Here is a 12,870-nt window from a genome sequence, read left to right on the forward strand (position 1 = left end):
CCCTTCAAAAAAGTGAGGGGGAGTATATGGTTTCTGCCCCAGTTTCTGTCTTTGTACATAGCCTATCAATGCCGCTTTCATCAATATATACAATATTTGGATACGCTATATTTGATCGATTCTTGATGCCGACTTTGCTTTTATTTACTTTACTTTTCTTGGCTTGCTTCCACGTACGAAAAGTTTTTTTCAAGCTGTAGCCTAATCTTTTTAGCCAGCAACTGATTGCAAAAATATTTCCCCCAAATTCCTGAGCGGCTTTTTTTAATGGCATATCTTGGGGTTCTTTGACGTACGCTTCAAGTTTTTCTAAGTCAATCTTTTTTTCTGAGCCAAACACGCCTCTTAAGAAAATAACTGCCTTCTTGTCCAGGTTTTCTATACCACCTGTCTATCGCCGATACACTTATTTTAAATAAGGTGCGCTGCTTTAATATACCCGCCCTCCTCTCATCTAAATATTCTATTGCCCTTTGTCCTAAATCGTTGCTGTAGCTCTTTGTCATTTTCCTTTTATTTCACTTAATTCAACCTAAATTACTATAAAAGGGATATCACGGGATATAAAAGATGCATCGCAAATCCGAATTGCCAAAAAAGAAAAATACGGCTCCCACTTTAACATAAGGGGATAAGCAGAAGAATCAAGAACTCGCGAGAAAAAGGAGAGACAATGAAAATGTCATAGGAATGATTAAGCGATTTAAAAGCGTAGAAGATAAATATAGAAATAGACGAAAAAGATTAAGGCTAAAATTCCCCCTCATCTCTGCTATTTACAATATGGAGTTACCTAAATGATCGTTTCCGAAGAGGTCTAATATACAACAAAAAAATATTATTATCAGTGCTTGAAATAAATTAAAAAGTATTTGATAGCTTTTAATATTATAATCATCAACGTAAAATTTAAATCATTGAAATATCAAACTCTCTTTGATATCTTTCTTAAAGAATTTGAGTAAAATCCGCTAAACTTTAATCACAATCCAAACCATATGGTGTTAGGACTGAACACTTATACCAGCGTCGGATACTGGATAAACTCACACAGAAACGTATTCCAGCCAACCATACTCAGTTTTTCGTTTTCTCTCACCTCAAGGACTTTTTTACAAAAATCAAAGGAATAAGTCATCTTCACTCAGATTATTAAAGTTTAGCTAATGATAGTCATATTATTTTAGGGTAGCTATAAAATCTGCTCTACCTAAAACGTAAAAACTGACGGATTCCCATAATATGGCTGCCCTTATATCGAATATCCATGGGGTCTTAGCATGTCATGCGAAAAACTGCTTTCGTTCACTGTAACCTAGTTTTTCTTATTTTTCAGCTTACCAATCTGCCAGCAAAATGTGGGCCTTTCACGGGATCTGCCTTGGGGAGATTCAGAGTTTTTTTATACGTAACTCCAATACGCTTTTTAGTATGCCTTATCCCGAATATCTTTTTTTAAAGCTTTGTTTATATTTTTATTGGGAGTCTATTCCTATTTTTATTAGATATTAATTGATTTTTCCACTTTCTTATTGTTATATTTGAGATCTTAAATCTTTTGGGTAGCTTGACAAAACTTTCATCAGCTGATCGTAACTTTGGCATTTTTTTACGGAATTTAACTGAATATCGTCATTTTTTTTCAAGTTTTGACAAGCATTTTAGATTAATTTATTCTTGTTATATAGAGCTTTTTATGCAACCTTAGCTATATTAAGATAATACCAAATAATAGGACCAAAGTGCCAATATCCCTCCCTGAATCCATGATTGTAGTAAAAAATATTGGTAACAGGAGTAAGATTTTATAAAACAGACCTTACGTAAGCTGTAATAAGTAATGTTGGCAGATAACAAGGTTAAAATTAAAGATTTTTCCGAAGAATAGCTTATCCCTGCCATAATTCCCCAACGAATCATACATATTCCTAAAACCACTCTTCTTGTATTATAGCGTGCATAGCTTGCCAAAGACTTTAACCCAAGCTTACGATCTGCACATTGATCAGGTGCACTATAAATTGAATCGTATTCTGTTGCCCACAAAATAGCAACGATATATTTTCCCCAACACAAAGACAAACTGGGCATCATAGAAAGGGAAGCGCCGATCCATACCCCCCAACCAAATAGCACACCTAGTGCTGCCTGAGGAATGATGTATCGTTTTAACCAGGGGTACCCTAAGGAAAAAATCCATCCAATGGATCCAAGAAAAATGACCCTAAACGGCAAAGTCCACATCGCAAGAATGCTAAAAAATCCACAAATGCAGAACATAGGAATTTTCCACCCTTCTGGCCTTGAAATTAAAGGACGATTTTCAGTTCTAGGAACAAAACAATCTAAAGGAGCATCTACCCAATCGTTATAAACGCATCCTACCGATCTCATCCAAGCTGCCCCTGAAAAAAGCCATGCTAATTCCCAAAATTGTATATTTTTATTGGTTTGGAAAAGGTATCCCCAAAGACAAGGCCAAAACAAAAGCAACGTTCCGTGAATTTGAAAAAATCGAGCAGCTAAAAACCATAATTTCCAGCTTTCTTTTGAAAAAAACGTTCTTGCTATACCTGAAAAGTAATAAAATTTTCTGGACTTCATGAAATGAACTATGTTTAAAGGATTCTGAAATTTTACAATATTTTACAAAAAAAATTAAAAAACTCAAAAACTTATAAATTTTTTTAATTTATATATCGATATTGTTACAAAATTTCTAGTACTAACAAGTTTAGTAAATTGAAAAAATTTTTGTGGTTTTAATAATTCTTATCCATCTGAATTAGATTTTTTAGCTAGATAGAAATAAATTTTTTTTACAGTCAAGAGCGGATTGCGTTTAGACAATGAAAGAGGTTGATGCTTTTTTCGCGTAAATTAATTTTTTGTTCATTCAGATTTTATCTAATAAACTTATCGTTCTTGACAATACTTATCGTTCTTGACAATCAAATAATGTTTTTCATACAATGAGAAGCCAAAGAATGTCAGTAAGTTAAAGTCATACTCATGAAAAGTAAAATTTTATTAATATTATCTGTAAGCATTTTAGGAAACTTTATTTTAGAAAACACTATTCAAGCTGTTTATGGAGCTCCCCAGGGTAATGAGGTATCAATGGATATTTTGGCTGCCAAAATAGACGATTTTAACCGGGCTTTAATTATTAAATTAAGAAATTTTGATTCTGAGACAGATTCTGGAAATCGAGTTCCTATAAAAGCCTTGAAAAACCTAGATGACTTAAGTAGCTCAAAGGGTGTAAATTCTAGCTCCCAACATATTTTAGGTGCTGCGGGTGCTGAAAAAAATTTTGATGATTTTCTTTTGGGGCTAGAGCTTGGAAAAGATTTTATCGATCAGGCTGTCGTAAATGCTTCAAGAGAGTGTGATAATTTTTTTCTTGTTCCAGAAATTTTGAATCGAAACAGTTTGACTAAAATAGAGTTAAGAGATACGTTAAGATCTACTGATTCTGTAAAATTGTTTCATGTGTTGTTTGATTTAAGTGGTGTGAGTGAACATGCCTTAGGGTACGTTTTAAAAACCTTTAGCCAGGCGTATCCAGGTGTTTTAAGTGAGTCTTTTTCTTATTTATTAGAGCACGTTGCTAAAAATCCTAGTCAAAACTTTTTAAGTACTTTAGGTAAGGGGCTGTCTGTTCTTGGTAGGGCTTTTTATCATAAAATTTTTATTGACCAAAAAACTCTTTGCTCTTGTCTAGAAGATTTTGGTAATTCTGAAGATCAATTTCTAGTTCAAGCTTTGTCTATTTTACTAAGCGGAGAGGAAACAAGAAAAGAAGAGGAAGAATGTCAAACTTTTTTTGACTTTAGTTACGCTTTTTGTGCTTTAAAAACTTTTTCTAAAACAGTAAGATTAGAAGAGCTAGAGAAAATAGAGGCGCACCCTCAGTGTCTTTCTATGATTTTGCAAGCTTGGGAAGAAGCTATCTTTAACTCTCAGTTGCAAGAGCAAAAAAATAAAGAAAATTCGATCAGTGTTTTGAATTCTCGTTCGGATTTTTTTTCTTCTTTTTTTTCTAATTTTTTAGAAGAAAGCAATCCTAATGTGCTAGCTTTAGCTCTGGAGGTTTTGTTAGCTGACAACCCGAACGAAGATTTTGATACAATAAAAGCTAATTTAAATTTCGTTTTCACTATTTTTAAGTCTGATATTCCTAACGCTCTTCCAGAAACTTTTGTGCGTGTTTTTAAAATTTTGTTTTTACTTGATCCAAAAGCGCTGGGGAAAGCTGTTGGAGTTTCATTGAACACTGCTGTCGATATCTATGAAGCGTGTAAAGCAAAAAATCAATCCGGTTTTTTAGATGATAAAAATTTTAAAGATTTTCGTAACATTCTAGCGTACAAAATAAGAGATATGCTATTCCTTCCTAAAAAAAATAAATTATTAATCTATTTTCGTCCTCAAGAATTTTTTCTTTTTTCTAACGAGTGTGATTTTAATAAAGGCGAGGTGTTTTTTTACTGTTCTAAAAAATTGTTAAATTTTATTGTAGATTCCACAAATGATCTTTCCGAAGATGAAAAGGAAAGAATATTTGGAGAAATGGTATCTGATTCTCACGGGTTGGATTTTTTCGCAAAATATATGGACTTATCTGGTATTTCTTTTGAAGATTTGTCTAAAAATTTACAGGAAAAAATTCATCTTAACCTTCTACAAGTGTTAAGTGGCAACCATTGGGGAGCATTTTTAAAATTTAAAGATCTTATTGATAAGAAAATAAGTGAAAATGAGATAAAAGACGATTTTGAGGTGTATAAATGCTTTAGTAATTATTTAAAAATGTTCAGTGCTTTAGAAAAAAAGGAAAATTTTCTAGATAAGCAAAATGCTTTGAACTATTTTGATGAAACGTTCAAAAAAGATAATGTGAATTTTTTACTATATTTGATGGAAACTTATAATTCAAAGAATTATAAGAACAATATAGAATCATTAAAATATTTTAAAGTAAAGAATTTTAAAAATAGAATTAAAAACTTTGAAAGAAATAAATTACAAAATTTAAGAAAAGAAGAGCAGGAAATTGATAGAGAGTTCCTAACTCTTAGCAAAAAAGTTGATGAATTTAATTGTGCTAAGGTGAAAGAAATCATTAAACAAGATCCTGAAATTACAGAAAAAGCACTTGTAAGAGCTTTAAATATTGACAAAGATCAAAAATTGTCTGAAAAAGTGAAACATTTTTCTTTTGCTTATAAAAGCTTTTTAGATCCATCTTCGCAAATCAGGACGATTTCTGAAAATTTTGAACCAGAAGAACTGTTGTTCTTTATCGAACGAACAACCGAATTTAACGGAAGCATGAATCAAGAATTCTCAAGCTATCTAAATTCTCGTTATAAGGAAGAACAGTTTTGGCCTTCTAGCGTAGTCAGTGGAATGAGTTTTGTCGCTTATAATTTCCCTTGGTTATATAAAATTTTGATGAAAGAGTTTTCTTGTAGCGTGCAGAAAAAAAACCATGAGATACTTATGCTTCAGAAAGAAAAAGAAGATTTTATTTTAGGGGAAGTAACGTATTTTTTAGTCCACGATAGTTTTGAAAAAAGAGAAAATTTTAAGTCTTCCGAGTTTTTCAATTTGGATGAAAGCGAAAAAAAAAGAAAAAAAGGAGCTTCTATTTTTTCAAAAAAAGCCAATAAAAAGTTTTCTGAAGAATATTTTCAAGCATCCACAGAACAAAGAGAGCAGCTTTTGGATGATCTGATAGATTTTTGTTTAAACGTTTTGGATGGTGAAGATTTACCCTATGAAAGGTATTTTAAAGATTTGAGTTCTTATAGAAGTTTTAAAGAAAATTTGAGGAGCCAGTATCAAGCCCATGTTTATCTGCATGCTGCTTCGATTTCTAATCAAGATCATTTTTTTCCCCATTCAAGATTAGAGAAATTTTTTGAAGATGCTTTTTCAAGAGGGAAAAATGAAGAAAAAAGAACAGAAAAAGATTTAAAAGCAAGTGCCGTCCTTACTTTATTAGATATTAACGAGTGTCCGTTTCGTCAATACGATCATAAAATTTTATCGTTAACGCATTGTAACTACTAGATACAAACACGCAAGCAGGTGCATGGATCAGAAAAGAGGAAAGTATAAAAAAATTACTCCAATTAGAAAGCTAACCTAGGAAGCCTTCATTTTTATGTATTACTCTAAAACTGGGCTTGCCCCCTACTTTTTTTATGTGTAGGACAGGCACGTAAGTTCTATTGAATTCCCTTTCTTCCAGAGTAGGTAAAGTATTTGAAGGGGAATGAAAAAAATATATATAATAAAATTTTTATACGCAGGTTAAGTATGCTCAGGCATTAAGTCTAAAGCTAGCGTATAGTTCAGTACGGGAAACACAAAAAGAAGAGAGGTAATATTTGTGTGTTTTTTTGAGAATTTAATAATATAGTAATTTAGGTTGAATTAGGTGTAGTTTTTTTGTTGAAATAAAAGGAAAATGACAAAGAGCTACAGCAACAATTTAAGACAAAGAGGAATAGAATATTTAGATAAGGGTGGCGGGTATATTGAAGCATCGCAAAATAAGTGTACCAGCAATAGGAAGGTGGTATAGAAAATTGGCATAGAAAATGCAGACAAGAAGGCAGTTATTTTCCTAATAGGCGCGCTTAGCTCAGAAAAAAAGATTGAACTTAGGGAAGCTTGAAAAGTGCGTCAAAGAAACCCAAAATATGACCTTGAAAAAAGCTGCTCAAGAATTTGGGGTACAACTCAGTTACTGGTTAAAAAGATTAGGCTATAGCTTAAAAAAAAGACTTTTCGTACGCGAAAGCAAGCCAAGAAAAGCTAAGTAAAGAAAATCGAAGTCAGTATCAATAATCGATCAAATATATATCGTATCCAAGTCTTGTATATATTGATGAAATCAGCATTGATATGGCTATATGCAAAGACAGAAGGCTGGGGCAAAAAAAGTGAAAAGTTTGTTGGAAAAAAGAGTGGAAAATAGTATCAAAGAACAAATAGTATTGCCGGTTTGCTTAATAACACGCCCATAGCACCAATGGGGGTTAACGGATCTTGCGACACAGTATTATTCCAAGCTTGGGTAGAATTTTCTGATCAAAGAACTAAAGCCTGGTCAAGGTGTTATTATGGACAATGTCTCTTTTCATAGATCCGAGAAAAGTAGAGAATTAATAGAATCTGTAAAATGCAGTATAATTTTTCTACCTCCTTACTCTTCTGATTTGAATCCAATAGAGAAATTCTGGGCTAATATGAATAGGGGGATTGAATGCAATATACTAAATTTCAACGCCCTATTCGACGCTATTTCTTGGCTCTTTAAAATATCCAATTCAACCTAAATTACCATACGCGATGAAACTTGTACACCCCCCAGACAAACACAGCGCTGACGCTAAAAAAACGAAAACTATGCCATCTGAGCACTAAGATCCTTGCAATCTGTGATTCCCACGGCAATTCCATCACTTTTCGCTTAACAAAAGGTCGGGACCGTGATCTGGAGGGGGAGAAGCGTTGATAGATCACCTCGTGAAGGCTGATGAAGTGCTTGCCGGTGAACGCAAAAACTTAAAGAAAAAGGGTGTAAGGCCTTGATCCCCCCTAAAAAGATCTGTTTGGGAGCTTAAAATTATGATACATATCTTTATAAATCCCCTCATTTGATCGAGAATTTTTTTTCTAAACTGAGTAATACCACGCCATTGCCCCGCGCTAAAATAAAACGTCTTCCAATTTTCTAGGCACTATTCACTTGGCTTCACTTGTCGTTTGGCTTAATTAAGGACGGGCTCTAAAGTGTAACTTTCCAACTCCAGAATTTTTTTTCTGATCAACAAACAAAAGCTGATTTCTAACACAGAAAGCGTTTTGAAATGCGTTAGCTAAACTCGTTTTGAAATTCGTTAGCTAAACTTTTTCAACAAAAATTCATGACTGCTCATATTTTTAACGCACTCAAAAAATCTAGAAAGGAAGTTACTTTTCGATGCATAGTCCAGAAAACACAAAAATAGTATTGCGCAAAAAAAAAATCATGGAAAAAAAAAGGTCACCCAATAATTTGTGAACAAAATCAAAAGAGAAGAAATGACCACACTCTTTTGCGCGGAAATCCCAACCCCAAGAGCACTAGAAGGCGCGTTCAACCCTTCATAACAGGCAACAAAGGCAATAACAAACGCAAAGACTACTGATTTATACAAACCTATTTCAATGTCAGTCCAATGAATTATATCCAAAGCACACTCCAAATATTGAGGTCCATGCATCCCCTGTTTTAGCACGCATGTTAAGTATCCCCCAAAAATTCCCATAACGTCCGAAAACAACGTAAGCAAAGGAAGAGCGCATAAAACAGCAATAATTTTAGGACGAATTAAATAGTATAAAGGAGAAACTGCCACGCTAACAAGTGCATTAATTTGATCTGTAATTGTCATGCTGGATAACTCAGAAGCTATAGAAGCGCCAAGACGTCCAGCCATCATTAGTCCTGCAAGAATTGGGCCTAATTCTCTTAGAATAGCAAAAACAACTAGCTCTACTTGAATACTGGAAACATCAAAGCCATGCATAGATTTCCCGCTTTGTAATGCTAAAACCATCCCAGCACATACCGCTGTCATCCCCACAAGGGGCAAAGAGTACAAAAAATACTGAGAAAATAAAACAAAAAAAACTTTCACGTTCATGAAAGGCCCCTTTCCAGGAAAAAAAGTTTTAGTAAAAAATACCCCTCTTTGACCAGTATTTTGAAAAAAAACTAAAGCACTTCTTCCAAAAAAAGCACACACTTGCATTAATGCAGACCGTTCTCCATTCATATTTTTTTATCCTTCGGGCTAAATTTTACAAAATATTTTGCATCTCGTAAAGAAAATTGATCTACATAATACTTCAAACGTTTTAATTCTTCAGGATCAGATGCACTTCCTAACACATAAAGAATTCCTTTAAAAACACGAATAGTGTAATTCTCTATTTTAATCTTATCGTCTAAAATTAAATTTGCCTTAATTTTTTTTTCGGTAATACCATCACTAATATAGTCAGTAAAATATTCCACCCCTACAGATATTTCGTTCCACACCTTGTTTACACCACTTACCTGTTTTGCAATTTTCTCCGCTTCTCTTTTCATCTCCTCATTTGGAACGCTTCCTACCAACAACACGTCTTTTTGATAAACCAGCGATTCTATCCCGTCTAACAAACCAGAATCGTGTAATAGAAAATCTTGAGAAAGCTTGAGCCGAATCGTGCTATCATCCCAAGCTTCTGATACTGTACGATCTTGAGAATTAAAAGACAAAATTCCGCATCCTTGTACCCCTATCAATATAATGCACGTGTAAAAAAAAGTACAAAAACGACTTTTAAACATACCTAAAAGCAACAAAGCAATACTATTTTCAGGATAGCTTTAAGCCTTTATAAGGTCAAGTTGTTTTTATGGATAAACTAAGAAAATGCTCTTCTGACATAATCAAATGGAAAATCGTAAAGCTATGTACTGCGTTTTAAGTACATGGATTTGCCTGCTTAAAACATTTTTTATCATAAGAAAGGTATATAGTATTCATATTCATATCAGTTAATGCATTGTTTGAAAAAATTTTTTCCCTCTTGAATCTCTTACTTGAGATTTGCTGAAGCGTTACTCTCTTCTTGAATTTTTAATTTTTAGGCTAAAACGTCAAGGTGAATATCTTTAAATATTTTGGACCAATTGCAAATACAAACAAATAATTAGAAACGATTATTTCCATTTTCCTTTCAGGCCTATTTGACCTAAAAATTATTTCTTTTCAATGATTTTCTTTTCAAATTGGTCTAGCTTTTATTGATTATTTTGCTAAAATTAAAATGCGTTTTGATTTTTTGAAAGAAAGGATGCTTCAAGAACTTCGCGCTTTGTACAGACCTTCCCCAGAAGAGCTTTTCAAAATTTTAGATTTAGGTCGGGTCTCTTTGCCAATATGTATTGATTTGGATTTTACGTTACTACAAAGCAGTTCTCTATATTTTTTTTTCCCACAAGCATTTTTTGGGCTGCCGAAACTTTTGTACACCCAATCTTGGGCAGCTTTTAAATGGTGGGTCAGTATGAAATACCCCATAAATCCAGAAACATTACCTTATCGATCATTTTTAATAGACTTTTTAAAATTGTGCAAAACACAAAATATTCCTTTGGTACTTGCAACCGGGGCAAGTTACCCCACCGCTTATGCTGTTGGCGCTTACCTAAACTGTTTTGATCACATCATAAGCAGTACACAAACAATTCATTGCGTAGGTTCTGCAAAAGCAAAAGCTCTTATCGATCTTTATGGAGAGAATAAATTTTACTATTTCGGAGACAGTAAAAAAGATCTTTTAGTTTGGAAGCACGCCTATAGTGTAGTAGCGCTAGACCCTTCTGATGCTTTTTCTAAAAGGATTAAAAATTTTTGTGCTGAAAAGCGTTGTTTCTTTTTGTATGATAGGGTTAAATAGTAGAAAGATGAAAAAGGAAAAACTTTTTATATGATTGTATCTGGCACTGTTTCAAAATTAGCAGCTTCTGCTACGCTTAATATGTCTAAAAAAGCAAAATTTTTAGAAGCTCAAGGTCATAGAGTTTTTAATTTTAGCGTTGGAGAACCCGATCTGTTTCCCCCTGATGAGCTGTTTTCTAGTGTTTTAGATGCTATAAAATCTAAATCTCACCTCTACACTCCAGTATCTGGCACGAATACCTTAAAAAAAAGTATTTTGCAGTACACCGAACAGCACCAAAAATTATCTGGATGGGATGCACAGAACGTTTGTGTTTCAACCGGAGCAAAACAAGTTATTTACAACGCGCTCATGGCCAGTTTGGAATCGCTTGACGAAGTAATCATCCCCAGTCCTTATTGGGTTTCTTATCCGACGATTGTTGAGTTAACAAAAGCACGTTGGGTACCTGTTCTTTGCGATGAAAAGAACGGCTTTAAACTAAGACCAGAAATGTTAAGAACAGCGCTAACTGATAAAACGAAATGGTTAATTTTAAATTCTCCTAACAATCCTACCGGAGCTGTGTATGATTTTGAAACCTTACATCAGTTAGCAATAGTTTTAAAAGATTTTCCTTCTGTTTTTATTTTATCTGACGACATTTATGAGTCTTTGTCTTACACTAAAGATCTTTGTCCGCATCTTTTGCATGTGTGTCCAGAGCTTAGGTCTCGAGTTTTAGTTGTAAATGGTATTTCTAAATCTTTTGCAGCAACAGGATGGAGATTAGGATGGGGGATAGGGCCTGAAGTTCTTATACAAGGAATGGAAAAAATTCAATCTCACAGTACCTCTGGTCCTTGTTGTTTAGTTCAAGAAGCTGTAGAAAAGTCTTTAAATTCAGAAGGAATAAAAGAATATTTTTGCAAGAATCGAAAAATTTTTTCCTCTAGAAGAGATACTTTAGTTCAAGCATTACGCCGCCTTCCTGGAGGGAAAAGCGTACAAGCTCCCGAAGGTGCTTTTTATGTATTTTTTTCTTGCGCGGAATTATTAAATCATCCAAAAATTCGTGCGTTAGGATGGAAAACTGATACAGAATTAGCAGAAGGTCTATTAAATCGTGCTTATATATGTACAGTTCCTGGAACTGAATTTGGGAAAAAAGAATATCTAAGATTTTCTTATGCTGTTTCGCCAAGCCTCATAGAAGAAGGGATAGAACAGTTAGAACGTTTTTTAAGTGCCTCTTTGTAGTAAAAATTTAATGTTTAGAACGGAGATTTAAAACCCGAAGCTATGTGTTTGTATTAGACTCTGTTTTAGGCTAGGCTTTGTAAACAAAATTTAAGATGAGATAACACTGCTACCTAAAATTTAAATTGTTAAGATTTCAAAAAATATACGTAAATTTTTACAAAATTAAGCAGTTAGAACCTATAAAATGCACAGTCTTTTTTATGGCCTTCTTTTGTTTCAACTGATTATTATATAGTCATTTAGCCTGAAGGTGGGATTTGGAAGAATGAAGAAAAAGCATCATAAAGTTTATTAAATGCATTAATTTGGCATTTAATCCATCGTTTCATATTGGCGCAGAATCTTTCAATTGATTTAGATCAGGGGCACCTCACACCCAACAGATTCAATGAAATCTTTAGTTTTCTGTGATCGGTGAAAGGTAGCGTTATCCATAACTCCCCCCTGACCTAGATTCAGCTCTTTTATTAAAAATTTTTCCCCCCAAGTTTCGAAGATTTTAACTAAAGATACTTTTTGTTAAAATCAGTAAAAGAAGTCTTTTAAAAGTCTCTAAAAAAGATTGTATGTAAAATTTGTGAATATTAAGAGTGCTTTAAAAGCGGTTGTGTTCGAGGGATTCAGCTGTACAAATGTAAAAGATGTGGAAAAAATTTCACGAGATGTGCCCGAAAAAGACAAGCTCAAAGCCCTTGTTTTATACGCAAGCGGCTTTTCAATGAACCGAATTGCTCAGCGTTTTGGTATCAGCGCCACCGCTGTTTTGAAGGGGGGAGCACCTTATAATCAAGGCTATGCGCCAAAGTTTAGCCCTCCCCAGAAGACAAGGAAATCGATCAATTTTTGCATTATTAAAAAAAGAAGCAAAAAATTTGGATTTTTAAAGCTTGGATTTCTAAATCCTAGGATCGTGCAGGGCTTATCGATTAGGACTTGGTGATCACTATAGTCAAACATTCAAACGATTTTTTGAACGATTAAAAAAATGGAAAATTTTACTTTATTGCATAAGATCATTGGGCAGGTTTTAATAAAATTATTCCAAGCACCCACCCCTTTCAGGGAAAAGAAAAAACCTTTTCCATTGAACAAAATAATGCTCGGCATTGC

Annotated in this window: 10 protein-coding genes and 2 pseudogenes; 7 read left to right on the plus strand and 5 right to left on the minus strand. The window is 33.7% G+C overall.

Annotated features, from left to right (window positions below; genetic code table 11):
• Positions 1 to 4: 4 nt before the first annotated feature.
• Both K737_RS10940 and K737_RS10455 read right to left on the minus strand, forming a co-directional pair.
• Positions 5 to 340: an IS630 transposase-related protein gene (locus K737_RS10940; protein WP_006302334.1), complete on the minus strand. Its 336-nt coding sequence runs from the start codon at positions 338 to 340 to the stop codon at positions 5 to 7.
• Entirely contained in the window at positions 315 to 506 is a 192-nt protein-coding gene (locus tag K737_RS10455) for a hypothetical protein (RefSeq protein ID WP_006302337.1), read from the minus strand. Before K737_RS10455 ends, K737_RS10940 begins: the two co-directional genes overlap by 26 nt.
• A gap of 61 nt (positions 507 to 567) precedes the next feature.
• Here K737_RS10455 and K737_RS10945 point away from each other — a divergent pair.
• A pseudogene (locus K737_RS10945) lies at positions 568 to 801 on the plus strand (IS5/IS1182 family transposase); the annotation flags it as partial.
• A gap of 912 nt (positions 802 to 1,713) precedes the next feature.
• On the opposite strand, the gene K737_RS01690 reads toward K737_RS10945, so the two are convergent.
• Positions 1,714 to 2,604: a UbiA family prenyltransferase gene (locus K737_RS01690; RefSeq protein ID WP_006302340.1), complete on the minus strand. Its 891-nt coding sequence runs from the start codon at positions 2,602 to 2,604 to the stop codon at positions 1,714 to 1,716.
• Between the two features lie 408 nt (positions 2,605 to 3,012).
• On the opposite strand from K737_RS01690, the gene K737_RS01695 reads away from it, so the two are divergent.
• The 3 genes from K737_RS01695 (at position 3,013) to K737_RS11815 (ending at position 7,355) form a co-directional block, all read left to right on the plus strand.
• Positions 3,013 to 6,081, plus strand: coding sequence for a hypothetical protein (locus K737_RS01695; protein WP_006302341.1), 3,069 nt, complete (start codon positions 3,013 to 3,015; stop codon positions 6,079 to 6,081).
• A 590-nt stretch (positions 6,082 to 6,671) separates the two neighbouring features.
• Complete coding sequence (locus K737_RS07550) at positions 6,672 to 6,839, plus strand: IS630 transposase-related protein (RefSeq protein WP_006302343.1); 168 nt, start codon at positions 6,672 to 6,674, stop codon at positions 6,837 to 6,839.
• A 297-nt stretch (positions 6,840 to 7,136) separates the two neighbouring features.
• Complete coding sequence (locus K737_RS11815; RefSeq protein WP_407636442.1) at positions 7,137 to 7,355, plus strand: transposase; 219 nt, start codon at positions 7,137 to 7,139, stop codon at positions 7,353 to 7,355.
• A 693-nt stretch (positions 7,356 to 8,048) separates the two neighbouring features.
• Here K737_RS11815 and K737_RS01700 read toward each other — a convergent pair.
• Entirely contained in the window at positions 8,049 to 8,840 is a 792-nt protein-coding gene (locus K737_RS01700) for an MlaE family ABC transporter permease (RefSeq protein WP_006302347.1), read from the minus strand.
• Positions 8,837 to 9,400 (minus strand): BON domain-containing protein, encoded by a 564-nt coding sequence (locus tag K737_RS01705; protein ID WP_023492088.1) that lies wholly within the window; start codon positions 9,398 to 9,400, stop codon positions 8,837 to 8,839. The genes K737_RS01700 and K737_RS01705 overlap by 4 nt, the downstream gene beginning before the upstream one ends.
• 482 nt (positions 9,401 to 9,882) lie before the next feature.
• Between K737_RS01705 and K737_RS01710 the strand changes: the two genes are divergently transcribed.
• The 3 genes and pseudogenes from K737_RS01710 to K737_RS07565 form a co-directional block, all read left to right on the plus strand.
• Positions 9,883 to 10,515 (plus strand): hypothetical protein, encoded by a 633-nt coding sequence (locus tag K737_RS01710; RefSeq protein WP_006302351.1) that lies wholly within the window; start codon positions 9,883 to 9,885, stop codon positions 10,513 to 10,515.
• Positions 10,516 to 10,545: 30 nt separating this feature from the next.
• Positions 10,546 to 11,757, plus strand: a complete 1,212-nt coding sequence (locus tag K737_RS01715) for a pyridoxal phosphate-dependent aminotransferase (RefSeq protein ID WP_006302353.1) — start codon at positions 10,546 to 10,548, stop codon at positions 11,755 to 11,757.
• Between the two features lie 580 nt (positions 11,758 to 12,337).
• Positions 12,338 to 12,535 (plus strand): annotated as a pseudogene (locus K737_RS07565) (helix-turn-helix domain-containing protein); the annotation flags it as partial.
• Between the last annotated feature and the right edge of the window lie 335 nt (positions 12,536 to 12,870).

This window comes from Holospora undulata HU1 (genome assembly GCF_000388175.3).
GTDB lineage: Bacteria > Pseudomonadota > Alphaproteobacteria > Holosporales > Holosporaceae > Holospora > Holospora undulata_A.